The sequence below is a fragment of the Streptomyces sp. NPDC033216 genome, assembly GCF_055577115.1.
This window is the reverse complement of sequence record NZ_JBVIQK010000002.1, coordinates 401,841-427,796: the sequence shown is the minus strand read 5'-3', so window position 1 is coordinate 427,796 and position 25,956 is coordinate 401,841. Positions and strand designations below refer to the sequence as shown.

Below are 25,956 nucleotides of genomic sequence, written 5' to 3'. Positions count from 1 at the left end.
GGCAGACGCGGGGTCGGGCGCCCGGTCAGAACTTGATGCTGCCGATCATGCTCGCCACGCTCGTCGTCAGGTCGCTGATGGTCGGCGCGATCGTCGACGAGGCGAGATAGAAGCCGAGCAGGATGCAGACAACCGCGTGACCACCCTTCAGTCCTGACTTCTTGACCAGCAAGAAGACGATGATCGCCAGCAGCACCACCGCCGAAATCGAGAGTGCCACGGCGGCTCACCTCCAAGAACCCGGGTACGTGGGGGAATGACAGAGCTAGGAAACCTGTAAATCCATACAACAGCCAGCAGGTTCATACCCACACAGCGCTAGTGATCATAACTATGGGTGCGTGCGCATCTCTCGGCGCACAGCCGCACAAGGGGGCGCATGGCCAATATGGTCGGGGCATGACGACCGAGTCCGACTCATTCCCCCGCCGGCACGCCCGCACCCAGCGGTTCACGCTCGGCGCGCCGCGTTCGTTCACGGTGGCGCCCGACGGCTCCCGTGTCGCTTTCCTGCGCTCCCGCGCAGGTGACGACCGCAGCCACGCACTGTGGGTGCTCGACCCGGCGGACGGCCGGGAGCGCGTGGTCGCGGACCCACGCGTCCTCCTGGGCGGTACCTCGGAGGAGCTCTCGCCCGAGGAGCGGGCGCGCCGCGAACGCAGCCGGGAGGGCGGCGCCGGGATCGTCGGATACGCCACCGACGCGGCCGTCGAGCTGGCGTCTTTCACCTTGTCAGGACGGCTTTTCACGGCGGAACTGCGGGCCGGCACGACACGTGGGATCCGCGTGCCGGGACCGGTGGTCGATCCCCGTCCCTCCCCCGACGGACGGCTCGTGGCGTACGTCGCGCAGGGCGCCCTGCGGGTCGTGGGTGCCGAGGGTGAGGGCGATGTGGCGCTCGCCGAACCGGAGTCGGCGTCGGTTTCCTACGGATTGGCCGAGTTCATCGCCGCGGAGGAGATGGGTCGTTCGAGGGGGTTCTGGTGGGCTCCGGAGTCCGATCGGCTGCTGGTGGCGAGGGTGGACGACACGCCGGTGGAGCGGTGGTGGATCTCTGATCCGGCCCAGCCGAAACGTGAGCCACAACACGTCCCCTATCCGGCTGCCGGGACGGCGAACGCGGACGTACGGCTGTTCGTGTTCGGCCTCGACGGGGTGCGCACGGAAGTCGTCTGGGACCGGGCGCGCTATCCGTATCTGGCGCGAGTGCACTGGTCAGCGGCGGGTGCTCCGCTCCTGCTCGTCCAGGCGCGCGACCAGCGCAGTCAGTTGTTCCTGGCCGTCGACACGGCCTCCGGGGCGACCCGGATGGTACATGCCGACGAAGATCCGATTTGGCTTGATCTTTTCCCTGGGGTGCCCTGTTGGAGCCCCTCGGGTCAGCTGGTGCGGATCGCCGACGAGGGTGGTGCCCGGGTCCTCGCGGTCGGCGAACGTCCCCTGACCGGCGCGCAGTTGCACGTGCGGGCGGTGCTGGACGTGACGGCCGACGACGTGCTGGTCTCGGCCTCGGCCGGGGAGTCCGCGGAGCGCCCCGAGATCGGTGAGGTGCATGTCTACCGCGTCAACGAACTCGGCGTGGAGCGCCTGTCCGACGAACCCGGAGTGCACTCGGCGGTGCGGGCCGGAGGCGTGACCGTCCTGGTCTCGGCGACCCTGGAGCGGCCCGGGAACCGGGTGCGGGTCCTGCGGGACGGCGACCGACGGGGAGCGCAGGTCTCCCGGACCGGAGGGTGGGGTCCGACAGCCACTGTCCGGTCGGATGCGGAGGATCCCGGCCTCTCCCCCCGGGTGACACTCACCCATGGGGGCGCACGGCGGATCCCGTGCGCCGTGCTTATGCCTACGGACTACCCCGGTGACACCTCGCTCCCGGTGCTGCTGGACCCCTACGGGGGCCCGCACGGACCTCGGGTGCTGGCCGCGCACAACGCCCACCTCACCTCGCAGTGGTTCGCCGACCAGGGCTTCGCGGTGGTCGTCGCCGACGGGCGGGGCACACCGGGGCGCTCACCGGCCTGGGAGAAGGCGATCAAGGACGACCTGGCGGCGGTCGTCCTCCAGGACCAGGTCGACGCGCTCCAGGCGCTCGCCGCCGACTTCCCGCTCGATCTGAGCCGGGTCGCCATCCGTGGCTGGTCCTTCGGCGGTTACCTGGCGGCACTCGCGGTACTGCGCCGCCCGGACGTGTTCCACGCGGCGGTGGTCGGCGCCCCGGTCACCGACCTGCGCCTGTACGACACGCACTACCAGGAGCGCTACCTCGGACACCCGGGACAGCGGCCGGAGGTCTACCGGCGCAACTCGCTGGTGGACGACGCGGGACTGGTGGACCCCGCCGAACCGGCCCGTCCGATGATGATCATCCACGGCCTCGCGGACGACAACGTGGTGGTCGCCCACTCCCTGCGGCTGTCCGCGGCGCTGCTCGCCGCCGGCCGCCCGCACGAGGTGCTGCCACTGGCCGGCGTGACACACATGACTCCCCAGGAGACGGTCGCCGAGAACCTGCTGCGCCTCCAGCTGGACTTCCTGCGCCGCTCCCTCGGACTGGACTGAACGGCCTTCCTCCGCAGAGCACCGCACCCGTGACCGAGGAACCACGAGCCAACACCGGCACGTCCGCGAGAGCGGCGCCGGCCCAGGCGCGGGAACGGGCGACGGGCCGGGAGACATGGTGCTCCCAGCCCGTCCACGGCACCCGCACGGCCGTACGCTGTTCAGCCTGACGCGTCCGTATATCGGAATCGCGTCGGCCAAGTTGCCTGCTTGTTAACGCGATTGCGGCCACCTGTGGGCCTATGACCGCTCGCTTCCGTGGTCTTCCCGGGGTTCCTCGGGCGGGACGACCTGCTTCTCCTCCGCGAAGTGGCAGGCGGAGTCGTGGGCCGCGGGCCCGCCCGTGTGACGGAACGCGGCCGGGACGGCGAGGGCCGGCACCTCCAGCGCGCAGCGCTCCTGGGCCTTCCAGCAGCGGGTGCGGAAGCGGCAGCCGGAGGGGATGTTCGTCGGGGACGGGACGTCACCGGAGAGGATGATCCGCTCCCGGTGCTCGCGCGCCTCGGGGTCCGGCACGGGCACCGCGGAGAGCAGCGCCTGGGTGTACGGGTGCGTGGGGTGGTCGTAGATCTCGGCGTCCCGGCCGGTCTCCACGATCCGGCCGAGGTACATCACCCCGACCCGGTCGGAGATGTGCCGGACGATGGACAGGTCGTGCGCGATGAAGACGTACGAGAGGTCGAACTCGCTCTGGAGGGCGGCCATCAGGTTGATGACCTGCGCCTGCACGGACACGTCGAGCGCCGACACCGGTTCGTCGGCGACGATCACCTCCGGGCGCAGGGCGAGCCCTCGCGCGATGCCGATGCGCTGGCGCTGGCCACCGGAGAACTGGTGCGGGTAGCGGTTGATGTACTCGGGGTTGAGCCCCACCACGTCCAGCAGGTCCTGGACCTTCTTGCGCCGGTCCCCCTTGGGCGCCACCTCGGGATGGATCTCGTACGGCTCCCCGATGATGTCGCCCACGGTCATGCGGGGGTTGAGGGAGGTGTACGGGTCCTGGAAGACCATCTGGATGTTGCGGCGTACGGCCCTGAGGGCCCGGCCGGAGAGCGTGGTGACGTCCTCGCCCTTGTAGCGGATCCGTCCGGCCGTCGGCTTCTCCAGGTTGACCAGCATCTTGGCGACCGTGGACTTGCCGCAGCCCGACTCCCCCACGATGCCGAGCGTCTCGCCGCGGCCGAGGGTGAGGTCGACGCCGTCGACGGCCTTGACCGCGCCGACCTGCTTCCTGAAGAGGACGCCCCGGGTGAGCGGGTAGTGCTTGACGAGCCCGGTCACCTCGAGGAGCGGCTCGGCCGGCGACGTGGCCGAGGCGGGTGAGGTGGCTGAGGTACTAGCCATGCAGGCACTCCCTCCAGAAGTGGCAGGCGCTGCCCCGCTCCTCGTCCACCTCGTACAGCGGCGGCTCGTCGGTGCGGCACACGTCCTGGGCCATGGGGCAGCGCGGGTGGAAGGCGCAGCCCGGCGGGATGTGCATGAGGTTGGGCGGCAGGCCCTTGATGGCGTACAGCTCCTGGCCCTTCTGGTCCAGGCGCGGGATGGAGTCGAGCAGACCGCGGGTGTAGGGGTGGGCGGGCGCCTTGTAGATGTCGTGGACGGGCGCCGACTCCACGATCCGGCCCGCGTACATCACGGCGATGCGGTCGGCCACGTCGGCGACCACGCCGAGGTCGTGGGTGATCAGGATGAGCCCCATGTGCAGCTCTCGCTGCAACTCCGCGAGCAGGTCCATGACCTGGGCCTGGACGGTGACGTCGAGGGCGGTGGTCGGCTCGTCGGCGATGATGAGCGCCGGTTCGAGGGCCATCGCCATCGCGATCATGATGCGCTGGCGCATGCCGCCGGAGAACTGGTGCGGGTACTGCCGGACCCGTTCCCTCGCGGCCGGGATGCGGACCCGGTCCATCAGCTCGACGGCCTTCTCGCGGGCGTCCTTCCTCGACATGCCGCGGTGCACGACGAACATCTCGCCGAGCTGGTCGCCCACGGAGAGCACGGGGTTGAGCGAGGACAGCGCGTCCTGGAAGATCATCGCCATCTCGGCGCCCCGGACCTTGCGGCGCTCCTCCTCCCTGAGGGTCAGCAGGTCACGGCCCTGGAAGAGGATCTGGCCGCCGGTGATCCGGCCGGGCGGGGTGTCCAGGATGCCCATCACGGCCTGGGCGGTGACGGACTTGCCGGAGCCGGACTCGCCGAGCACGGCGAGGGTCTCGCCCGCGTCGACGCCGTAGGTGACGCCGTTGACGGCCGCGGCGATCCCGTCGCGGGTACGGAACTCCACGCGCAGATCGCGTACTTCGAGCAGCATGCGGACGTCACCTCAGCTTCGGGTCGAGGGCGTCGCGCACCGCGTCGCCGAGCATGATGAACGCCAGCACGGTGAGCGCCAGGGCGCCGGAGGGCCACAGCAGCGCGTGCGGGGCGTTGCGGATGTAGGGCGAGGCGGCGGAGATGTCGATGCCCCAGGAGACGGTCGGCGGCTTCAGGCCGACGCCGAGGTAGGACAGGGTGGCCTCCAGCGCGATGTACGTGCCGAGCGCGATGGTCGCCACGACGATCACCGGGGCGACGGCGTTGGGCGCGATGTGCCGCAGCAGCATGCGGGAGTTGGAGGCGCCTAGCGCCCGCGCGGCCTGGACGTAGTCGTTCTGCTTGGCGGTGATCACCGAGCCGCGGGCGATGCGGGAGATCTGCGGCCAGCCGAGCAGCACCATGAACCCGATGACGGGCCAGACGGTGTTGCTGGTCACGACGGAGAGCAGGACCAGGCCGCCCAGGACGACGGGGATCGCGAAGAAGATGTCGGTGATCCGGGACAGGAACGAGTCCCACGTCCCGCCGAAGAAGCCCGCGAGCCCGCCGAGGACGCTGCCGAACAGCGCGACGCCGAGCGTGGCCAGGACGCCGACCGTGACGGACGTACGGGCGCCGTAGACGGTGCGGGTGTACACGTTGCAGCCCTGGCCGTCGTAGCCGAACGGGGCGCCCGGCTGGGACCCCTCCTGGGCCTTGGCGAGGTCGCACTTGAGGGGGGAGCCGGAGGCGATCGCGGAGGGCCACAGGGAGATGAACACCAGGAAGAGGATGACCAGGGCGGAGACGAGGAAGACGGGGTTGCGGCGCAGGTCGCGCCAGGCGTCGGACCACAGGGAGCGGGCTCGTTCGCCGGAGGCGGCCGACGCGTCCGGCTCGGCGGGGCCGGTGCCGTCCGGGCCGGCCGGGGCCCGCTCCAGGGTCTCGCCCTCGGAGGTGGCGAGGTCCATCGCGCCGCCCATGCCCGTCGCGGCGATGGCGCCGTCCTCCGGGACGCGGCCCCCGCCGGAGGGGTACGGCTCCGGCGGCGTCGGTTCAGGCATAGCGGATCCTCGGGTCGAGTACGGCGTACAGGAGGTCGACGAGCAGGTTGGCCACCAGGAAGACCAGGACGAGGACGGTCACGAAGCCGACGACGGTCTGGGTGTTCTGACGGAGGATCCCCTGGTAGAGCTGGAAGCCGACGCCGTGGATGTTGAAGATGCGCTCGGTGACGATCGCGCCGCCCATCAGGGCGCCGATGTCGGTGCCGATGAAGGTGACGACCGGGATGAGCGAGTTGCGCAGCAGATGGCGGGTGACGACGCGGCGCCTCGGCAGGCCCTTGGCGACGGCCGTGCGGACGTAGTCGGACCGCTTGTTCTCCGCGATGGAGGTGCGGGTCAGGCGGGTGACGTAGGCCAGTGACACGCTCGCCAGCACCAGGCCCGGCACGATCAGTTCGCCGAACTCGGCCTCCGAGGACACGGACGGTTTGATCCAGCCCCACTCGACGCCGAGCAGCAGCTGGAGCAGCAGGCCGGTGACGAACGTGGGGACGGAGATCACCACGAGGGTGACGAGCAGGACGCCGGTGTCGACGGGGCGGCCGCGGCGCAGGCCGGTGACGACTCCGAGGGTGATGCCGATGACGATCTCGAAGATGATCGCGACGATCGTCAGCCGGATGGTGACCGGGAACGCCGACGTCATCAGCTCGGTGACCGGCTGGCCGTTGAACGCCGTACCGAAGTCACCGGTGAAGACGTTCCCCATGTAGGTGAGGTACTGCTGCCAGACCGGCTTGTCGAGGCCGAACTCCTTCTCCAGCTGGGCGGCGGTGGCGGGGTCGCACTCCCGGTCGCCGCAGAGTCCCGCGATGGGGTCGCCCATCACGTTGACCATCAGGAAGATCAGCAGCGTGGCACCGACGAACACCGGGATCATCTGGAGGAGGCGCCGGATCACATACCGCCCCATGGCGGGTCAGCTGACCTTGATCTCGTTGTAGACGGGGACGGAGAACGGGTTGAGCTTGACGTTGGAGAGGCGGTCCGAGTAGCCGGCGCTGCCGTTCTGGTACCAGAGCGGGATGGCGGCCATGTTGTCCCGGACGACCTCCTCGGCCTGCTGGAACGTTTCCACGGCCTTGGCGGTGTCGGTCTCGGCGTTGGCCTTGTCGACGAGGTCGTCGAACTCCTTGTTGGACCACTTGCCGTCGTTGGAGGAGGCGTTGGTGTAGTAGAGCGGCTGGAGGAAGTTCTGGATGAGGGGGTAGTCCATCTGCCACCCCGCCCGGAACGGGCCGCTCATCTTCTGGTCGCCGATCTGGCTGCGGAAGTCCGCGAAGGTGCCGACCGGGTTGCCGACGCAGGCCTTGTCGTTGCCCAGGGCGTTGTTGATCGAGTTGCAGACGGCGTCGACCCACTGCTTGTGGGAGCCGGTGTCCGCGTTGTACGTGATCTTGACCTGGCCGCCGGGGAGGCCACCGCCCTCCTGGATGAGCTTCTTGGCCTCCGCCGGGTCGTAGTCGCAGGCGTCCCCGCACAGGCCTTCCTTGAAGCCGCCGTCCTCGCCGAGCACCGGGGAGGTCCAGTCCGTGACGGGGGTGCGGGTCTTCTGGAAGATCGTGTCGGTGATCTGTTCGCGGTCGATGGCCCGGGACAGGCCGGTACGGACCTTGTCCGAGCCGCTCTTGTTCCAGTTCTTGTCGTAGTAGGGGAAGGCGAGCGTCTGGATGATGCCGGCGGGGGTGTTGAGGTAGCGGTCGCCCAGGTCGTTCTTGACGTTCTTGAGCTGGGCCGCGGGCACGTCGTCGACCAGGTCGAGGTTGCCGGCCAGCAGGTCGGTGTAGGCGGTGTTGTTGTCGGTGTAGACCTTCAGGTCCACGCCGCCGTTCTCCGCCGCGTCGTCGCCGGGATACTCCTCCCACTTGCGCAGGCTCATCTGGGAGCCCTTGGTGTAGGAGTCGACGGCGTAGGGGCCGTTGCCGACGGGCTTGGAGAGCCAGCCGGCGTGGTCCGTGAAGAAGGCCTGCGGCAGCGGGGCGTAGGCGGGGTAGCCGAGGGTGTCGGGGAAGGTCGAGAACTTCTGGTTGAGTCTGACCGTGAAGGTTTTGTCGTCGACGACCTTCAGGCCCGAGAGGGTGTCGGCGGTCTGCTTGCCGCCGTCCTCGGGGTGCGTCTTGTCGTAGCCCTCGATGTAGCCGAAGAAGTACGCGTTCTTCTGGTTGTTCTTCAGGCTGGCGCCGTAGTTCCAGGCGTCGACGAAGGACTTGGCGGTGACCTTCTCGCCGTTGCTGAAGGTCCAGCCGTCCTTGATCGTGATGGTGAAGTTCCGGGAGTCCGAGGTCTCGATCTTCTCGGCGAGCATGTCCTCGGCCGCGCCGGTCTCCGGGTTGTACTTCTTCAGGCTCCGGAAGATCATGTCGAGGACCTTGCCGCCCTGCACCTCGTTGGTGTTGGCCGGCTCCAGCGGGTTCTGCGGGTCCCCCCACGAGGAGCTGAGCACCGCGCCGCTGTCGCCCCCGCTGTCGCCCCCGCCCCCGCAGGCCGTCGCCGTGAGGGCTACGGCCGCCGCGCATGCGGCCCATCTGGCGTGCGTGGCTCCACGCATGGATGCCTCCTCCTGACCGCGCTGCACCTGAGCGCTGTGCCGTCCGTGCCGACGTCCGTATCGACATACTGATCCTTTATCCGTCAATATCAGCGCAAAAGGCGCAGAGCGCACACGCGCGCCACCCGTCCGGGTGCCGGGGTGCGGATACCACGGGCGAGTGACGACCGACGGGGAACCGCACCGGCCGCGATCCCCCTCCCGTGTACTGATCGCCGTACAGCAGGCAGAATCCCCGCATGGTCGATTCATCCTTCGGCGATCCGGAACTCGCCGCGCTGTACGACGGCCTCAACCCCTGGGGACCTTCCGACGACTTCTACCTGGGACTGGTGCGAGAGGCCGGAGCCGTCCTCGACGTGGGCTGCGGCACGGGGCAGCTGCTCGCACGGGCACGGGAGACCGGGCACCGGGGGCGTCTCACGGGGCTCGACCCTGCCGCGGCGATGCTCGTACGGGCCAGGCGGCGGGCCGTGGACGTGGAGTGGGTTCTCGGGGACCTCGACTCCACACGCTGGTGGGAGCAGTTCGACCTCGTCGTGATGACCGGTCACGCGTTCCAGGAGATGGTGGCGGACGAGACGCTGCGCCGCGCCCTCGCCGCCGTACGGGCGGCCCTCGTCCCGCAGGGGCGGTTCGTGTTCGAGACCCGCAACCCGGCCGCCCGGGCCTGGGAACGGTGGACCCCGGACCGCGTCCACGAGACGACCGCGGCGGACGGCACCCCGGTGCGCCTGCGCCACGAGGTGATCACGGTCGTCGGCGACCGCGTCACCTTCACGGGAACCTTCGAGGGCCCCGGCCGGCCGCGGCCCAGGGTGACCCGCAACACGCTGAGGTTCCTCGGCGTGGAACAGCTCGACCGGTTCCTCACGGAAGCCGGGCTCACCGTGCGGCGTCGCTACGGCGACTGGAGGCGGGGGCCGCTGACCCCTGCCTCCCCCGAGATCGTGACCGTGGCGGGGCGAACCTCTCGCTGACCGGCACGTCCGGGCGGACGGCCGGGCGGACGCTGATGCCGTGGTCGTGCGGTCGGCCGGGAGCCGGCCCTGAGGCCGTGCAGCCGGCCGGGCACTACGAGGACAGCGTGGGCGGCCGGACGCTGCCGTGACGATCACGCGGCCGACCGGACGCTGACCTTGCGGTCACGCGGCCGACCGGGCAAGACGGGGACAGTCGCGTGGACGGCGCAACGCTGCGTGACGGTCACGCGTTCGGCCGGACGCTGACCTTGCGGTCACGCGGCCGGCCGGGCGTCGGTCACTTCTTGTCGGCGGGACCGCCCTCCGCGTCGCTCTCCAGCGCCTTGAGCGCCGGGTCGAGGACGACGTCCTCGCCACGGGGCTCCGTGGTCGGGTCCTCCGGGAAGTGGCAGGCCGTCAGGTGGCCGGTGCGGTTGCCGGAGAGCTGGACCAGCGGCGGCTCCTCCGTCGCGCACTTGTCCTGCGCCTTCCAGCAGCGGGTGCGGAAGCGGCAGCCGGACGGCGGGTGGATGGGCGAGGGCACGTCACCGGAGAGCCGGATCCGCTCGCGGCCGGGTCCCTCGCCCTCGATCTCGACCTCGGGGACGGCGGAGAGCAGGGCGTGGGTGTACGGGTGCCGGGGCCGGTTGTAGATGGAATCGCGGTCGCCGACCTCGACGATCTTGCCCAGGTACATCACCGCCAGCCGCTGCGAGAAGTGCCGCACGACCGCCAGGTCGTGGGCGATGAAGAGGAAGGCGATGCCCATCTCTTCCTGGACCTTCTGTAGCAGGTTGACCACCTGCGCCTGGATCGACACGTCCAGCGCCGAGACCGGCTCGTCGGCGACGATCAGCTTCGGGTTCAGGGAGAGCGCGCGGGCCACGCCGATACGCTGGCGCTGACCGCCGGAGAACTCGTGCGGGAAGCGGTTGTAGTGCTCGGGGTTGAGGCCGACCAGTTCCAGCAGCTCCCGGACCTTCGCCTCCCGGCCTCCCGGCGGGTTGATCCCGTTGACCTCCATCGGCGACTTGATGATCGTGCCGACGGTCTGACGCGGGTTCAGCGAGGAGTACGGGTCCTGGAAGATCATCTGGATCTCGGACCGCACGGGCGCGATCTGCCGCCGCGAGGCGTGCGTGATGTCCTGACCGGCGTACGTGATCTTCCCACCGGTCGGTTCCAGCAGTCGGGTGATGAGCCGGCCCGTGGTCGACTTGCCACAGCCCGACTCGCCGACCAGGCCGACGCTCTCGCCGACGCCGACGGTCAGGTCGACGCCGTCGACGGCCTGGACCGCGCCGACCTTCCGTTTGATCGGGAAGCCGCCGTAGATCGGGAAGTGCTTCGTCAGACCCGCGACCTCGAGCAGCGGCTCGGTGGACGGCGTGTCGGTCGATCCCTGCTGTGTGGGGAGGGTGAGGTTGTCGCTCATGTCTCGGTTCTCCCTAGCGCAGCCGGGGCTGGATCTTGTCGATGAAGATGGTCTGCTTCTGCTCGGCCGTCAGGTGGCAGGCGGCCGCACGGCCTTCGGCCAGCGGCGGCCGCTCGTCCGAGCACGCGGTCCCGGGCACCTCCGACCGGAAGGCGCAACGCGGGTGGAAGGGGCAGCCCGAGGGCGGGTTGAGCAGGCTGGGCGGGTTGCCGGGGATCGGCATGAGCGCCTGCGACGTGTTCCCCCCCAGACGCGGCATCGAGCTGAGCAGCCCCCAGGTGTACGGGTGCTGCGGGTTGCGCAGCACCTCGCGCACGCTGCCGCGCTCGACCGCCCGGCCCGAGTACATCACCAGCAGGTCGTCGGCCATGTGCGAGATGACGCCGAGGTCGTGGGTGATGAAGATGATCGCCGAACCGAACTCCTGCTGAAGGTCCTTGAGCAGGTCGAGGATCTGTGCCTGCACGGTGACGTCCAGGGCCGTGGTCGGCTCGTCGGCGATCAGCAGGTCGGGGTTGCAGACGAGGGCCATGGCGATCATCGCGCGCTGGCGCATACCGCCGGAGAACTGGTGCGGATAGTCGTCGACGCGCGTCTTGGGCTGCGGAATGCCGACCTTGGTCAGCATCTCCACGGCCCGGTCCCTCGCCTCTTTCCTGGACGCCCCGGTGTGCTTCATGAACGGCTCGGCGATCTGCCGGCCCACCGTGTAGTACGGCGAGAGCGCGGTGAGCGGGTCCTGGAAGATCATCGCGACCTTGTTGCCGCGCAGCTTCTCCATTTCCCGCTCGGTCGCCGTCACCAGTTCCTTGCCGTCCAGGACGATCTCGCCCTCGACGGTGGAGCTCATGGGGTTGTGCAGACCGAGGACGGTCAGGTTGGTCACGGACTTGCCCGAGCCGGATTCGCCCACGATGCCGAGGGTCTTTCCCCGCTCGACGTCGAAGGAGAGTCCGTCGACCGCCTTGACGATGCCGTCCTCGGTGGAGAACCGCACCCGCAGATCACGGACCGACAGGAAGGCCTCGGGCCCGGTCGGAGCCTGGGCGCCTTCGGACTTGGTCAGTGTGGTCACGGTAATTCTCCTAGGCGAGGCGCACGCGCGGGTCGATGTAGGCGTAGGCGAGGTCCACGATGATGTTCAGGACGAGGATGAAGAACGCCCCGAACAGCATGACGCCCATCGTGAGGGGCAAATCCTTGGTCAGCGAGGACTCGACCGCGAGACGGCCGATGCCGGCCAGGTCGAAGGTGAACTCGGTGACCACCGCGCCCGCGAGGAGCCCGCTGAGGTCCATGCCGATGATGGTCACGATCGGGATCAGCGACCCGCGCCAGGCGTAGCGGAAGAAGACGTAGCCACGCCGCATGCCCTTCGCACGCGCGGTGCGGACGTGCTCCTCCTGCAACTGCTCGATCATCGTCGAGCGTGCCATACGCGTGTACTGCGCCGTGAAGATCGTGGACATCACGAGCCACGGGATCAGCATGCCCATGAACCAGCTGCCCGGGTTGTCCCCGAACGGCACGTACTTGGGGTTGTCCATCCAGCCCGTGCTGTAGACGAGGAAGCCGAGGACGATCGGGCCGAGGAAGTAGATCTGGAACGAGCTGAGGACCATGGACGCACCGCTGACGACCTTGTCGACCACCGTGCCGCGCTTCCAGGCGGCGAGGAGACCGGTGCCGAGACCGAACAGCAGGAAGATGACCAGGCCGCCGACGGTCAGCGACAGGGTCAGCGGGAAGCGGTCCATGATCGAGTCCCAGACGAAGTCACCGCTGCTGAAGGAGACGCCCAGGCACGGTGCGGGACAGTGCCCCTGGGGGAAGTCCCGGCCGGTCACGATGCCCACCATGAAGTCCCAGAACTGCGCGGTGATGGGCTTGTCGAGGCCGAGGTTCTCGCGGATCACGGCGATGTTCTCGGGCGTGCAGTTCTTGCCGCAGGACAGTTCGGCGAAGTCCTGAGGGATTGTGTAGAACAGGAAGAAGGTGAAGGCACCGATCAGGAACATGATGACGACGGCGCCGGTCAGCCTGCGGAGGAGGAACTGAAGCATGGCGGATGAATGCTCTCTTCGAAAAGCGGCGGTGTGAGGGGTACCGACCGCGGGGGTGCGCTCCGCCTGGCGCGCACCCCCGCGGGTCAGCCGAGCTGACCGGTTACGGCTGCTTCAGGAACAGGTCGTTGATGTCGATGTAGCTCGACTCGGTGCTGTAGCGGGCACCGCCGACGTTCGAACCGAAGAGCTGGATCTGCTTGGAGTAGTACACCGGGGCGGCCGGGTTGATCTTCTCCACGATGAGGTGGTGAGCCTCTTTCCAGGTCTTGGCGGCCTCTTCCGGCTGCTGGGTCAGCGCCTTCTGGATGAGGGCGTTGACCTCGGAGTCGTTGATGTGCGAGTAGTTCGACGCACCGTCGGCGACCAGGGTGCCGTCGTAGACCGGGGTGATGACCGTGGACGGGGAGGACCAGTCCTGGCCCCAGCCGGTCATGTACAGGTCGTACGGGTTCTTCAGCTTGCCGATCTGCTCGTAGAAGCTGGCGCGGTCGATCTCCTTGGCCTGGACGCTGAAGCCGATCTTCTTCAGGGCGTCCTTGATGATGACCATCTGGGCCTGGCCGCGCGGGCTGTTCGAGTAGGCGTAGGTGAGCTTCGTGCCCTCCTTGACACCCGCCTCCTTCAGCAGCTCCTTCGCCTTCGCCGGGTCACCGTTCGGCTTCTTCAGCTTGCCGAACGGGTCGTAGGTCGGGTCGAAGCCCGGCAGCGTCGGGGCCAGCAGACCGCCCGCGACCTCACCGCCGTAACGGCCGCCGTCGGCCTGGACCATCGCCTGGCTCGGGATCGCGTAGGTGATCGCGTCGCGGACCTTCTTGTCCTTCATCCGGTCCAGGTTGAAGGACATCTGCCACACGTAGGGCTGGTAACCCTGGATCGTGCGCTTCTTCGCGGCGGCGTCACCGATGACCGTGGAGAGCTGGGCCGGGTCCACCGAGTCCGTGAACTGGATGGCGTTCTTGGCGTCGCCCTGGTCGGCGATCAGACGCTTGGTCTGGCTGGCCTGGTCGATCGTGGTGGTGAAGTTGTAGCCGTTGACGTACTGGTGGCGCACCGAGTCCGTCTTCGGGTCCCACTGGTCGTTCTTGACCAGGGTCAGCGACTTGCCGGACTTGTACTCCGAGATCTTGTACGGGCCGAGCGAGGCGGGCGCCTTGTCGTAGCCCTCCTTGGTGTCCCGCTTCGCCGGCACGATGCCGTAACCGGCCATCGCCAGGGCCTGCGGGAGGTCGGGCTGCGGCTTGGCGAAGTGGAAGACGACCGTCTTCGCGTCCGGGGTCTCCAGGACGGTGTCCGGCAGGTGCTTGCCCTTGTACGGGCCGTCCGGCAGCGCCTTGCGGTAGTCCGAACCCGACAGCCAGGTCTGGAGGTAGGTCGGGCCGTCGAAGATGACCTTCGAGTACAGCCGCTCGACGGTGTGGCGGATGTCGGCGGACGTGATCACGTTCCCCTGGTCGTCCTTGACACCGTCCTTGATGGTGTACGTCCAGGTCTTGCCGCCGTCGGAGGACTTGCCGGAGTCCGTGGCGACGTCACCGACGACCGTCAGGTTGCCCTTGTCGTCCTCCTGGTAGTTCGTCAGACCACGGTGGATCAGGTTGGCGAACTGGCCGGCATCGCTGACGTAGATCTGCCCCGGGTCCATGTGACTCAGGTCCGACTGCATGTACACGTTGATCGTGCCGCCGGGCTTCGCCCCCGCCACCGCCTGAGCCGGGCCCGTGGAAGCCTTCACGTCACCGTAGGCGACAGGCTTCGACTGTGCGGCGGCGTCGTCCTTGGACTTGGACGAGTCCTTGGAGTCCTTCTTGCTGTTGTCGGAGCAGCCGGTCAGTGCCAGCGATCCGGCCACGATGGCCACCGCTATGGCGCGCACGTTGCGCGTTCTGATGGGCGTCATGATCCCGATGCACCTGCCTGTCGATAGTTATCCACGAGTACTGCCTGACGGTCCGGAAGGCCCGGATCGGGGGTGGCAGTCCCCCCACCACCAACGGACGGATCAGCGTCCGGTCTTGGGGTCGAATGCGTCCCGGACGGAGTCTCCGAGAAGGTTGAACGCCAGCACGAAGACCACCATCGCCACGCCCGGGAAGACCATGAACATGGGGTCCTGCTCGTAGATCTCGGAGCCGATGGCGAACATACGGCCCCAGTCCGGGGTCGGCTCGACGAAGCCGACACCGACGTACGAGAGGAAGGCGATGGAGAGGATCGTGCTCGGCAGGAGGTAGGTACCTTGCACCAGGATCGGCGTGACGATGTTGGGCAGGATCTCCTTGCGCACGATGCGCCAGGGAGAGGCACCTGACACCTTGGCGGCCTCGACGAACTCCCGCTCCCGCAGGGAGAGCACGGAACTCCGCACCAGACGGGCGATGCCCATCCAACCGAGGAACCACATCACCAGGATGATGGCCACGGCCCGCAGGTAGGTGGGGGTCTCGTCCCGCGGAGACACGAACATCGCCGTGACGACGGGCATGAAGGCGATGAAGAACAGCTGGCTCGGGAAGGCGAGGAAGAAGTCGGTGACCCGGCCCGTCCAGTAGTCGACCTTGCCGCCGAAGTAGCCGCCCACCATGCCGATGAGCACGCCGGTGACGACGCTGGCCACCGTCACGACGACCGCCATGTAGAGCGAGGTGCGCATGCCGTACAGCAGCATGGTCAGCACATCGCGACCCAGCCTCGGTTCGACACCGAACCAGAAGTCGCCCGAGATCCCGCCGAAGGAACCCGTCGGCATGGCGAAGTCGTCCAGCAGGAAGGGATAGTCCGGCTCCTGCGCGTACAGCGTGTACGGGTCCTTGCCGTACAGCTTGGAGATGACCGGGGCGAGGGCGGACACGGCGAAGAAGAAAATCACTACGCACGCGGAGACGACACCGGTACGGTCGCGCTTGAAGCGCTGCCACATCAACTGGCCGGGAGAACGACCCTCCAGCTTCGCCTCACCCTTGACGGGCTCAGGTGTCGACTCGAGCTGGGGGTCCAAGGCGATCGCGGGCCCGGAGCCTTCAGCCTTGGCTGGACTGGTCATGTGTGTACTTCCCCCGGGGGGTTGGAGAGTTGAGCGCAGCACAGATACCGGCAGGTTCTGTGGTTTGGGGGAACTTTCGCCAAAGTGTTCAACGCGCGTCAAGGGCGAATGACATAGGGATCTCCCTACCGCCCATATTTTGGGGAAAAATTGCAAAGATTGACACCTGCGCGCGCTTGACAGGCGAGAGAAGAAACAGTCATTTCGGACATTTACTCATCAATTTTTGTTTACATGTCCGAAACGCGTTGGCTGGATAACCGATAAACGGACGGCACCTCCGGTGGTGCGAACAGCGGGCTCACAGCCTGCCCATGACGCGTCGATGCACACCCCCGCACGCCCCCCAGAGCCGCCACCAACTCCCTCGGGAGCCGGCCACGCGGACACGCCGAGGTCCCGGCCCTCCGTCGAGGAGAGCCGGGATCCGGCGGGTGAGCGTCAGCCGTGCTTGGCGCGGCTCGCGGAGCGGGCCCGCTCGCGCTGGTCGAGCACGACCTTGCGGATGCGAACCGCCTCCGGGGTCACCTCGACGCATTCGTCGTCGCGGCAGAACTCCAGCGACTGCTCCAGCGACAGCTTGCGCGGCGGGACGATCGCCTCGAACGAGTCGGCCGACGAGGACCGCATGTTCGTGAGCTTCTTCTCCTTCGTGATGTTCACGTCCATGTCGTCGGCGCGCGAGTTCTCGCCGACGATCATGCCCTCGTACACCTCGGTGCCCGGGTCGGTGAACAGCACGCCGCGCTCCTGGAGGTTCGTCATCGCGAACGCGGTGACGGCACCGGCGCGGTCGGCGACCAGCGAGCCGTTGTTACGGGTCGTCAGGGTGCCGAACCACGGCTCGTGGCCCTCGTGGATGGAGTGGGCGATGCCCGTGCCGCGCGTACCCGTCAGGAACTCGGTACGGAAGCCGATGAGACCGCGGGAGGGGACCACGAACTCCATGCGGACCCAGCCCGAGCCGTGGTTGGACATGTTGTCCATCCGGCCCTTGCGGACGCCCATGAGCTGCGTGACGGCGCCCATGTGCTCCTCGGGCACGTCGATCGTCATGCGCTCGACGGGCTCGTAGACCTTGCCGTCGACGAGCTTGGTGACGACCTGCGGCTTGCCGATGGTCAGCTCGAAGCCCTCGCGGCGCATCTGCTCGACCAGGATGGCCAGCGCCAGCTCGCCGCGGCCCTGCACCTCCCAGGCGTCGGGACGCTCGGTGTCCAGGACCCGGAGGCTGACGTTACCGACCAGCTCGCGGTCCAGCCGGTCCTTGACCTGGCGGGCGGTCACCTTGCGGTCCTTGACCGCGGCCTTGTTGTCGGCGCCCTTGCCGGTGCCGCCCCGGCCGACCAGCGGCGAGGTGTTGGTACCGATGGTCATCGAGATGGCCGGCTCGTCGACCGTGATGAGCGGCAGCGGGATCGGGTTCTCGGGGTCGGCGAGGGTCTCACCGATCATGATCTCCGGGATCCCGGCGACGGCGCAGATGTCACCCGGACCGGCCTTCTCGGCGGGCTTGCGGGTGAGTGCCTCGGTCATCAGCAGCTCGGTGATGCGCACGTTGGACATCGTGCCGTCGCGCTTGATCCACGTGACGGTCTGGCCCTTGCGCAGCTCGCCCTGCTCGACGCGCAGCAGCGCGATACGGCCGAGGAAGTTGTCGGCGTCCAGGTTGGTGACGTGCGCCTGGAGCGGAGCCTCCTCGTCGTACTCCGGAGCCGGTACGTGGGACAGGATCGTGGAGAAGAAGGGCTCCAGGTTCTCGCTGTCCTTCGGGACGGTGCCGTCCTCGGGCTTGTTCAGCGAGGCGACGCCGTCCCGCGCGCACGCGTAGACGATCGGGAACTCGATCTGGTCCTCGTCGGCGTCGAGGTCGAGGAAGAGGTCGTAGGCCTCGTTGACGACCTCGTCGATGCGCGAGTCCGGGCGGTCCGTCTTGTTGATGCACAGGATGACGGGCAGGCGTGCCTGGAGCGCCTTGCGGAGCACGAAGCGGGTCTGCGGCAGCGGGCCCTCGGAGGCGTCCACCAGCAGCACGACGGCGTCGACCATCGACAGACCACGCTCGACCTCACCGCCGAAGTCGGCGTGACCGGGGGTGTCGATGATGTTGATCGTCACGACGTCCCCCCCGTCCTTGGGGTGGTACTTCACCGCCGTGTTCTTGGCGAGGATCGTGATGCCCTTCTCACGCTCCAGGTCGTTCGAGTCCATCATGCGGTCGTCGAGCGACTCAGCGGCGTGCGCGGCGAAGGCACCGGCCTGCTTGAGCATGGCATCGACCAGAGTCGTCTTGCCGTGGTCGACGTGGGCGACGATGGCTACGTTGCGAATATCGTGGCGCGTGGCCATAAAGCGGCGATCTCCCGGAGTGTGAGGGCGGCCCTGCTGCGTACGTCCGTGTTACGCGGGCCCTGCCGGGCTTGACACGCCACGGCCTCACCCCATCGTACGTGGCCCCGCGGGGGACGGCCTCCGCAGGGCCACACGGTTCATCAGGTGATCACCGCTCGCTCACTTCTCCGAGGGGCTCGCGGAGACCTTCGCGCCCTTCTTCAGGAAGCCCATGTCCTCGTAGACGGGGGTCTGGAAACCGAAGGCCCCGGCGTTGACCACGTTTTTCCGTACGGCCGTGAGCTGGGGACGCTGGTAGAGAGGAATCGATCCGGCAGCTGCCCAGATCCGGGCGTCGGCCTTGCGGATCAGGGACCGCCCCTCCTCCTCGTCCAGGGTCGAGATCGCCCGGTCGAACAGTTGGTCGACCTGGTCGGTGCCGACCCGCGTGTAGTTCTGCTCGACGCTCAGCGAGCCGTCGGCGCCCGGGACCGGCTTGGCGTAGATCGGCCGGGCGTCGGTGGCCGGGAAGGCGGAGGCGGGCCAGGAGTAGAGGGCCAGGTCGTACTCACCGGACGCGATGTGGTCCTTGAAGTAGCTCTCGTCGGGGACCTTGGCGGTCTCGGTGCGGATGCCCACCTTCTCCAGCATCCGGGTGATCCGGCCGGCCACCAGGTGCAGGGACTCCGAGCCGGGGCCGGTCGGCAGCACGAACCGGAGCGTGAGCGCCTTGCCGTCCTTGGTCAGCGCCTCGCGCGCGGCACCGGCCGGGGCGGCGGTGCCCTTGGGGGCGTAGGCGCCGGGCGCGCTGTGCCGGTTGAGGTACTGCTTGCCGTCCTGGGCGAGCTGCCTGCCGTGGTCCTCGTGGTCGCGGCCGCGCTCCGCGGGCGCCTTGCCGTCCTGGCCGACGATGTACGTACCGTCGTCGCCGCCCTCGGACTTGTCGTCGCCGTCGGGCTTCCTGCCGCCCTCGGACTCCTTGTCCGCGTCGGACTTCTCACCCTCGGCCCCCGCGGCCTTCTCGCCCTTCTCGGCCTTGTCCACCCGGCCGCCGGCCACCCACCCGGCGTCCGCGAGCAGTGCCTGCGCCTCGTCGGTGTCCTGGCCGCCGAGTGCGCCGCTGTTGTCCGCGTACGCCTCCTGTCCGGAGAGCGCCAGGTGGCTGCCGACCGGCTCGGCGGGCAGGCCGAGCGGCTTGAGCACCACCTTCGCCAGCTCCTTGCGGTCGAGCGCCCTGGCCACCGCCCGGCGCACCCGCTCGTCGGCGAGGGGACCGTCGGCGCCGTTGAGGGCAAGCTGTGTGTAGGCCGGCTCGAGCGACTTGCGGACCTCGTAGTCGCGCAGTTCCTGCTGCTGCCGTTCCCGGGCGGTGAGGGTCCCGCGGCGTTGCGTGCGGGCGTGGATCTCCTCGCCGGCCGCGTCCTCGTCCGCGCCGTCGGCGGCGGCCGACGAGCGTGGCGCCTTCGCCTCGGTACGGCCGGCGCCGGGTCCGGAGAGCGGTCCGGCGGCGCCCGCGGCGCTGTCGATGCCGCGGGCGGTGGCGGGGTCGATCTCCGCCAGGTCGAGGTCGCCGTCGGCGAGCCGGCCGGCCCGCTCGTCGCGCGGTACGGCGGTCAGCAGGATCTCGGTGAGCTTGGCGGGCCGGCCCCACCAGCGCGGGTTGCGGGTCAGCCGGATCCGGTCGTTCTCTCGGTCGACCTGCTTCAGGGCGAACGGCCCGGCGGTGACCTTCAGTCTGCGTCGCGCCCCGTCGTTGAAGGCGTCGGGCGTGCCCATGACGTCCTTCGGGTACAGCGGGGAGAACAGCGACCGCCAGTCGGCGTAGGGGCGGGCGAAGGTGACGCGGACCTCCAGGTCGTTGGCGCCTCGCTCGATCTTCTCGATGCGGTCGTAGCCGGCGTTGCGGGCGGTCCAGTAGGCGCTGTCCTTGCCGGACAGGGCGCGCCACTGGGCGGCGAAGTCGGCGGCGCCGATCTCGCGGCCGTCGCTCCACACCGCCTGTTGGTTGAGCCGGTACAGGACGACCTGCTTGGGCTCGGTGTCGACGACCTTGGCGGACTCCAGGAAGTCGGGATTCGTCCGGGGCCGCCCGTTCGCGTCGAGCCGGTACATCGAGGGCAGGACGGCCTGGGCGACCCGGGTGGTGGTGGCGTCGGCGTCGGCCTGGAAGGTGTTGAGGGTCTCCGGTACGGCGTCCACGGCCCAGCGCAGGGTGCCGCCGTCGGCGATCCGGGCGCGGGCGGCCGGGGCGATGTCCTGGGCGGCCGGCGGCCCGCCGGCCCGGTCCTCGGAGGAGCAGCCGGACAGCAGGGGTACCGCGAGTGCCCCCGCGGTGAGGAGGGCGACCGGGCGCATGACCGCGCGGGGTCCGAGGCGGTCGTGGGACATCTCTGCTTACCTCCGGGAGCCGCGGGCGTTATGATCACTTTTGGTGGTATATGGAGTTGATCACATCTATTCGGCCACTGAAGAGGAAAGGGTTCGGCAGCGGACGGCGACACGGCGACGACCGCCGGGAAGCCCACCCGTGCGGCGCAACGCACCAGGCAGTGCACCCGTACGCCTCGGCCAATCGGTGCACGTCCCTTCCCACCGGCAGGTGTGACGCGCAACACTCTCAGGCGCATGACCGTTGCCACCCACGGCCACTCGGCCGACGGAAGCGAGGTACGTCATGTCCGTGCACGACGAACTGAGGTCGGTCCAGCGCTGCCTCGACGACCTGACCCGGTCGGTCGGGCGCCTGGAGCAGCAGATGGGCAGCGGCGGGCTGGACATGCGCCGCGTCCGCACCGACACCGAACACCTTCGCGAGAGCATCGGGCTCCTGCGTGCGGCGGTCTCCACCCAGGTCTCGCCCAGGCGCCCCGATCTCGTCACCATCCCCGACACGCCGTACGACGACTCGTTGTGGATCGACACGGACGACGAGGGACTCGGCGCCCGCGACCGCCGCGCCCCCTGACCCGACCGGAGTCACACCTTGGCCACTGGTACGGAACCCCATCCCCGCGGCGGCGTACGAAGCAGTACGCGCGCCGCCATCGACGCCCCGCACCTGCGGACCGACCGCTGGTGGCTGTCGCCCGCGCTCACCGCCGCCGGGCTGCTCGCCTTCGTCGTGTACTCGACCTGGCGGGCCTTCGCCGACACCCACTACTACGCGGCGCCGTACGTGTCGCCGTTCTACTCCCCCTGCCTTGCGGAGCGGTGCGAGCCGATGCGCTCCGGACCGAACTGGGAGATCTTCGGCGGGTGGTGGGGGATCTCCCCCGCGATCATCATCCTGATCTTCCCGCTCGGCTTCCGCCTGACCTGCTACTACTACCGCAAGGCCTACTACCGGGGTTTCTGGGCGTCGCCGCCGGCCTGCGCGGTGGCGGAGCCGCACAGGAAGTACACGGGTGAGACCCGCTTCCCGCTGGTGCTCCAGAACATCCACCGGTACTTCTTCTACGCCGCGATCGTCGTCGCCGGGATCCTGACCTACGACACCGTGCTCGCCTTCCGCGACGAGCACTACGCGTGGGGCCACATGGGCCTCGGCACCCTGGTCCTCCTGGTCAACATCCTGCTGATCTGGGCGTACACGATCTCGTGCCACTCCTGTCGGCACATCGTCGGCGGCAAGCTCAGGCACTTCTCCCGACACCCCGTGCGTTACCGGATGTGGCAGTGGGCCGGGAAGCTCAACGCCCGGCACATGCAGCTCGCCTGGGCGTCGCTGGTGAGCGTCGCACTCGCCGACTTCTACGTGTATCTGGTCGCGTCCGGCGCCTTCGACGATCCGCGCTTCTTCTAGACGAGTGAGGCCTTATCTGATGTCCGTGGTCGACCGGCAGGAGTGGGACGTCGTCGTGATCGGGGCCGGTGGCGCCGGTCTGCGGGCCGCGATCGAGGCACGCGAGCGCGGCGCCCGTACGGCCGTGATCTGCAAGTCGCTGTTCGGCAAGGCGCACACCGTGATGGCCGAGGGCGGGATCGCGGCCGCCATGGGCAACGCCAACGCCGGCGACAACTGGCAGGTCCACTTCCGGGACACCATGCGCGGCGGCAAGTTCCTCAACCAGTGGCGGATGGCGGAGCTGCACGCCAAGGAGGCCCCGGACCGGGTGTGGGAGCTGGAGACCTGGGGCGCCCTGTTCGACCGGACCAAGGACGGCCGGATCTCGCAGCGCAACTTCGGCGGCCACGAGTATCCGCGCCTCGCACACGTCGGCGACCGCACCGGTCTGGAGCTGATCCGCACCCTCCAGCAGAAGATCGTGTCGTTGCAGCAGGAGGACTTCCAGGAGACCGGCGACTACGAGTCCCGGCTGAAGGTGTACCAGGAGTGCACCGTCACCCGGATCCTCCAGGACGGCGCCGGCCGGGTCGGCGGCGTCTTCGGCTACGCCCGCGAGTCCGGCCGCTTCTTCGTCCTGGAGGCGCCCGCCGTGGTGATCGCGACCGGCGGGATCGGCAAGTCCTTCAAGGTGACGTCGAACTCGTGGGAGTACACCGGCGACGGTCACGCGCTGGCCCTGCTCGCCGGCGCGCCGCTGCTCAACATGGAGTTCGTGCAGTTCCATCCGACGGGCATGGTCTGGCCGCCGTCGGTGAAGGGCATCCTGGTCACCGAGTCGGTGCGCGGCGACGGCGGGGTGCTCAGGAACTCCGAGGGCAGGCGGTTCATGTTCGACTATGTCCCGGACGTCTTCAAGGACAAGTACGCCGAGTCCGAGGAGGAGGGCGACCGCTGGTACGAGGACCCGGACAACAACCGGCGGCCCCCCGAACTGCTCCCCCGCGACGAGGTCGCGCGTGCCATCAACTCCGAGGTGAAGGCGGGCCGCGGCTCCCCGCACGGCGGGGTCTTCCTCGACGTGTCCACGCGGATGCCCGCGGAGGTGATCAAGCGCCGGCTGCCGTCCATGTACCACCAGTTCAAGGAGCTGGCCGACGTGGACATCACCGCGGAGGCGATGGAGGTCGGGCCCACCTGCCACTACGTGATGGGCGGCATCGCCGTCGAGTCCGACACGGCCGCCGCCCGCGGGGTGCCGGGCCTGTACGCCGCCGGTGAGGTGGCCGGTGGCATGCACGGCTCGAACCGGCTCGGCGGCAACTCCCTCTCCGACCTGCTGGTCTTCGGCCGCCGGGCGGGCTGGCACGCCGCCGAGCACGCGGCGGCCACCGACCGGCCCGAGATCGACGACACCCAGGTCGACATGGCCGCCGCCGAGGCCCTGCGTCCGTTCTCCGCGGAGGCCGCGGAACCCGCCGGGACCCCGCCGGAGAACCCCTACACGGTCCACCAGGAACTCCAGCAGACCATGAACGACCTGGTCGGCATCATCCGCCGGGAGGGCGAGATGGGCCAGGCCCTGGAGAAGCTGGCGCGGTTGCGCGTGCGGGCCCGGCGGGCCGGCGTGGAGGGGCACCGCCAGTTCAACCCGGGCTGGCACCTCGCGCTGGACCTGCGGAACATGCTGCTGGTCAGCGAGTGCGTGGCACGGGCCGCGCTGGAACGCACCGAGTCGCGCGGCGGTCACACCCGCGAGGACCATCCGTCGATGGACCGCGCCTGGCGCAACATCAACCTGCTCTGCTCGCTGACCGATCCGGCCGGCGAGCCGTCGGCCGTCGACCCGGTCCGCGGCCGGATCACCCTCACCCGCGAGACCACCGAACCCGTCCGCCCCGACCTGCTCGCCCTCTTCGAGAAGGAGGAGCTGGTCAAGTATCTCGCCGAAGAGGAGCTGTACGAGTGAGCAGCTACGAGGCTCGTTTCAAGGTGTGGCGGGGTGACGAGCGGGGCGGCGGCCTGGCGGACTTCCAGGTCGAGGTCAACGACGGCGAGGTCGTCCTCGACATCGTCCACCGACTCCAGGCCACCCAGGCGCCCGACCTCGCCGTCCGCTGGAACTGCAAGGCCGGCAAGTGCGGTTCCTGCTCGGCGGAGATCAACGGCCGGCCCCGGCTGCTGTGCATGACCCGCATGTCGGTGTTCGACCGGGACGAGACGATCACCGTGACACCCCTGCGGGCCTTCCCGGTGATCCGGGACCTGGTGACGGACGTCAGCTTCAACTACCACAAGGCCAGGGAGGTTCCGGCGTTCGTGCCGCCGGAGGGGGTGGGTCCCGGCGAGTACCGCATGTTCCAGGAGGACGTGGACCGGCCGCAGGAGTTCCGCAAGTGCATCGAGTGCTTCCTGTGCCAGGACACCTGCCATGTCGTCCGCGACCACGAGGAGAACAAGGCGGCGTTCGCCGGTCCCCGGTTCCTCATGCGGGTCGCGGAGCTGGACATGCATCCGCTGGACGCGGCCGAGGAGAGCGGCCTGGACCGCAAGCGCACGGCCCAGGACGAGCACGGCCTCGGCTACTGCAACATCACCAAGTGCTGCACGGAGGTCTGCCCCGAGGGCATCAGGATCACGGACAACGCGCTGATCCCCCTGAAGGAGCGGGCCGTGGACCGCAAGTACGACCCGCTCGTCTGGCTGGGGAACCGGATCAGGCGGCGGAACTCCGCGGAATGAGGGCGGCGACAGGCGCCGGGAAGAAGGCCACGGACTTCAGGAGGAGGCCCGCAGGTACCCCGAGTGCGCCACGTGTCCGAGGAACGTGAACCGGGTCTCGGTGGCCATGTGCGTGTCGAACGCCTCCTTGATGCCGGGCCACTTGGGGTGACCGAAGTCGTCCAGCACGACGACGCCGCCCGGCGCGACGATCTTCTCGGCCCACTCCAGGTCCGCCGCGACCCCGGCGGCCGAGTGGTCGCCGTCGACGATGATCACGCCGTAGGAACGGTCGGAGACCAGGGCGCGCACCTCGGGGTCCTCGGAGAAGCCCTGCTGGATCCGGGTCGCCGCGCCGGCCACGCCCGCCAGGGAGAGGTTGGTGCGCACGGCGGCCTCCCGCACCGGGGTGCCCGAGGCGTCGTCCGCCATGGTGGTGCCGGGCTGCAACTGTGTCCCGGCGAGCGGGTCGACGATGGTCAGCCGGGGGTCGCGGCCGGCGCGTTCCATCATGCGGACGAGGGCCGCGCCGAACATCCCGTACAGGGTGCCGATCTCCAGCATGTCGTCGTTCGGCGGATCGAGCAGCGGTACGGCGGACAGCTTGCCGACGATGTTCATCGTGCCGCCGGCGATCCGGCCCACGCCGAGCGCCTCCAGGGCGACGAGCAGCCGGAACGCCTGGGCGACACTGCGCTCGGCGCTGTCCCGGTTCCCCGTCACCGTGGCGAGTTCGTCGATCAGTTGGGTCAGGTGGGTCGCGGACGGCATGCGCGCCATGCCGCGCCCGGTTCCGTCGAGGAGGAGTTCCAGGGGGCGCTGGCGGTCGCGGAGCGCCTGGAGTTCCTGCCGGACGGCGTCGAGGGCGGCGTCCGGGGTGGCACGTTCGCCGTTCCCCGAGGTGCGGCGGACCTGGCGCTCGATGCGCTGGTCGATGAGTCCGGCCACCGGGCGCAGGGCTCGGCGGACGGTCTTACTGGTGAGTAGCGATCGCATCGGAGTGTGACCCTCACAGGGATAGGAGATCTGGACGCTAGGGCGCTCACCGACCGCGCACAACCAACGCGGGCGGCCCTGGAGGCGAAGCTCGCGTGACGTCCGGGCGACGGGCCGACGGCGTCCCAGGTGACGGGGGGACGGCCACGCAG

The 25,956-nt window shown here is 69.0% G+C and carries 20 protein-coding genes; 6 read left to right on the top strand and 14 right to left on the bottom strand.

All coding sequences use genetic code 11. The features are described from left to right. Positions 1–25: 25 nt before the first annotated feature. Positions 26–220 (bottom strand): hypothetical protein, encoded by a 195-nt coding sequence (locus ACZ5Y0_RS05375; RefSeq protein ID WP_020127941.1) that lies wholly within the window; start codon positions 218–220, stop codon positions 26–28. Between the two features lie 179 nt (positions 221–399). Here ACZ5Y0_RS05375 and ACZ5Y0_RS05370 point away from each other — a divergent pair, with 179 nt between their 5' ends. Continuing rightward, positions 400–2,559, top strand: coding sequence for a prolyl oligopeptidase family serine peptidase (locus tag ACZ5Y0_RS05370; protein ID WP_469127279.1), 2,160 nt, complete (start codon positions 400–402; stop codon positions 2,557–2,559). A 240-nt stretch (positions 2,560–2,799) separates the two neighbouring features. Here the strand turns inward: ACZ5Y0_RS05370 and ACZ5Y0_RS05365 are convergent, their stop codons facing one another. The 5 genes from ACZ5Y0_RS05365 to ACZ5Y0_RS05345 are packed head-to-tail and all read right to left on the bottom strand — an operon-like array spanning position 2,800 to position 8,469. Further along, positions 2,800–3,903, bottom strand: a complete 1,104-nt coding sequence (locus ACZ5Y0_RS05365) for an ABC transporter ATP-binding protein (protein WP_469127278.1) — start codon at positions 3,901–3,903, stop codon at positions 2,800–2,802. After that, positions 3,896–4,870: an ABC transporter ATP-binding protein gene (locus ACZ5Y0_RS05360; protein ID WP_469127277.1), complete on the bottom strand. Its 975-nt coding sequence runs from the start codon at positions 4,868–4,870 to the stop codon at positions 3,896–3,898. Before ACZ5Y0_RS05360 ends, ACZ5Y0_RS05365 begins: the two co-directional genes overlap by 8 nt. Before the next feature lie 7 nt (positions 4,871–4,877). After that, entirely contained in the window at positions 4,878–5,918 is a 1,041-nt protein-coding gene (locus tag ACZ5Y0_RS05355) for an ABC transporter permease (RefSeq protein WP_469127276.1), read from the bottom strand. After that, the gene (locus tag ACZ5Y0_RS05350) at positions 5,911–6,834 is read right to left on the bottom strand and encodes an ABC transporter permease (RefSeq protein WP_469127275.1); all 924 of its coding nucleotides are present in this window, start codon (positions 6,832–6,834) and stop codon (positions 5,911–5,913) included. The genes ACZ5Y0_RS05355 and ACZ5Y0_RS05350 overlap by 8 nt, the downstream gene beginning before the upstream one ends. A 6-nt stretch (positions 6,835–6,840) precedes the next feature. Continuing rightward, positions 6,841–8,469: a peptide ABC transporter substrate-binding protein gene (locus ACZ5Y0_RS05345; protein ID WP_469127274.1), complete on the bottom strand. Its 1,629-nt coding sequence runs from the start codon at positions 8,467–8,469 to the stop codon at positions 6,841–6,843. A 239-nt stretch (positions 8,470–8,708) separates the two neighbouring features. Between ACZ5Y0_RS05345 and ACZ5Y0_RS05340 the strand changes: the two genes are divergently transcribed. Next, complete coding sequence (locus ACZ5Y0_RS05340; RefSeq protein WP_469127273.1) at positions 8,709–9,449, top strand: class I SAM-dependent methyltransferase; 741 nt, start codon at positions 8,709–8,711, stop codon at positions 9,447–9,449. Between the two features lie 280 nt (positions 9,450–9,729). On the opposite strand, the gene ACZ5Y0_RS05335 is transcribed toward ACZ5Y0_RS05340, so the two are convergent. From ACZ5Y0_RS05335 to ACZ5Y0_RS05305, 7 genes are all read right to left on the bottom strand, one after another. Next, positions 9,730–10,866, bottom strand: coding sequence for an ABC transporter ATP-binding protein (locus ACZ5Y0_RS05335; protein WP_469127272.1), 1,137 nt, complete (start codon positions 10,864–10,866; stop codon positions 9,730–9,732). A 13-nt stretch (positions 10,867–10,879) separates the two neighbouring features. Next, on the bottom strand, positions 10,880–11,941 hold the full coding sequence (locus ACZ5Y0_RS05330; protein WP_469127271.1) for an ABC transporter ATP-binding protein: 1,062 nt from the start codon (positions 11,939–11,941) through the stop codon (positions 10,880–10,882). Between the two features lie 10 nt (positions 11,942–11,951). Further along, positions 11,952–12,929, bottom strand: coding sequence for an ABC transporter permease (locus ACZ5Y0_RS05325; protein WP_469127270.1), 978 nt, complete (start codon positions 12,927–12,929; stop codon positions 11,952–11,954). A gap of 103 nt (positions 12,930–13,032) precedes the next feature. Beyond that, positions 13,033–14,829 carry an ABC transporter substrate-binding protein gene (locus tag ACZ5Y0_RS05320; RefSeq protein ID WP_469127269.1) on the bottom strand — a complete coding sequence of 599 codons (1,797 nt, stop codon included), beginning with the start codon at positions 14,827–14,829 and terminating at the stop codon, positions 13,033–13,035. A 102-nt stretch (positions 14,830–14,931) separates the two neighbouring features. Next, positions 14,932–15,972 carry an ABC transporter permease gene (locus tag ACZ5Y0_RS05315; protein ID WP_469127268.1) on the bottom strand — a complete coding sequence of 347 codons (1,041 nt, stop codon included), beginning with the start codon at positions 15,970–15,972 and terminating at the stop codon, positions 14,932–14,934. Positions 15,973–16,413: 441 nt separating this feature from the next. Then, positions 16,414–18,321 carry a translational GTPase TypA gene (gene typA / locus ACZ5Y0_RS05310; RefSeq protein WP_469127267.1) on the bottom strand — a complete coding sequence of 636 codons (1,908 nt, stop codon included), beginning with the start codon at positions 18,319–18,321 and terminating at the stop codon, positions 16,414–16,416. Positions 18,322–18,483: 162 nt separating this feature from the next. Further along, positions 18,484–20,691, bottom strand: a complete 2,208-nt coding sequence (locus ACZ5Y0_RS05305; RefSeq protein WP_469127266.1) for an ABC transporter family substrate-binding protein — start codon at positions 20,689–20,691, stop codon at positions 18,484–18,486. A gap of 286 nt (positions 20,692–20,977) precedes the next feature. On the opposite strand from ACZ5Y0_RS05305, the gene ACZ5Y0_RS05300 reads away from it, so the two are divergent. From ACZ5Y0_RS05300 to ACZ5Y0_RS05285, 4 genes are read left to right on the top strand one after another with little or no spacing between them, the layout of a single operon-like run. After that, positions 20,978–21,268: a hypothetical protein gene (locus tag ACZ5Y0_RS05300; RefSeq protein ID WP_469127265.1), complete on the top strand. Its 291-nt coding sequence runs from the start codon at positions 20,978–20,980 to the stop codon at positions 21,266–21,268. 18 nt (positions 21,269–21,286) lie between these two features. Continuing rightward, on the top strand, positions 21,287–22,105 hold the full coding sequence (locus ACZ5Y0_RS05295; protein ID WP_469127264.1) for a hypothetical protein: 819 nt from the start codon (positions 21,287–21,289) through the stop codon (positions 22,103–22,105). A 19-nt stretch (positions 22,106–22,124) separates the two neighbouring features. Beyond that, positions 22,125–24,056, top strand: coding sequence for a fumarate reductase/succinate dehydrogenase flavoprotein subunit (locus tag ACZ5Y0_RS05290; RefSeq protein ID WP_469127263.1), 1,932 nt, complete (start codon positions 22,125–22,127; stop codon positions 24,054–24,056). Next, positions 24,053–24,829, top strand: a complete 777-nt coding sequence (locus ACZ5Y0_RS05285; protein WP_469127262.1) for a succinate dehydrogenase/fumarate reductase iron-sulfur subunit — start codon at positions 24,053–24,055, stop codon at positions 24,827–24,829. The genes ACZ5Y0_RS05290 and ACZ5Y0_RS05285 overlap by 4 nt, the downstream gene beginning before the upstream one ends. 36 nt (positions 24,830–24,865) lie before the next feature. Here the strand turns inward: ACZ5Y0_RS05285 and ACZ5Y0_RS05280 are convergent, their stop codons facing one another. Then, the gene (locus tag ACZ5Y0_RS05280) at positions 24,866–25,804 is read right to left on the bottom strand and encodes a class I SAM-dependent methyltransferase (RefSeq protein WP_469127261.1); all 939 of its coding nucleotides are present in this window, start codon (positions 25,802–25,804) and stop codon (positions 24,866–24,868) included. Positions 25,805–25,956: the final 152 nt, after the last annotated feature.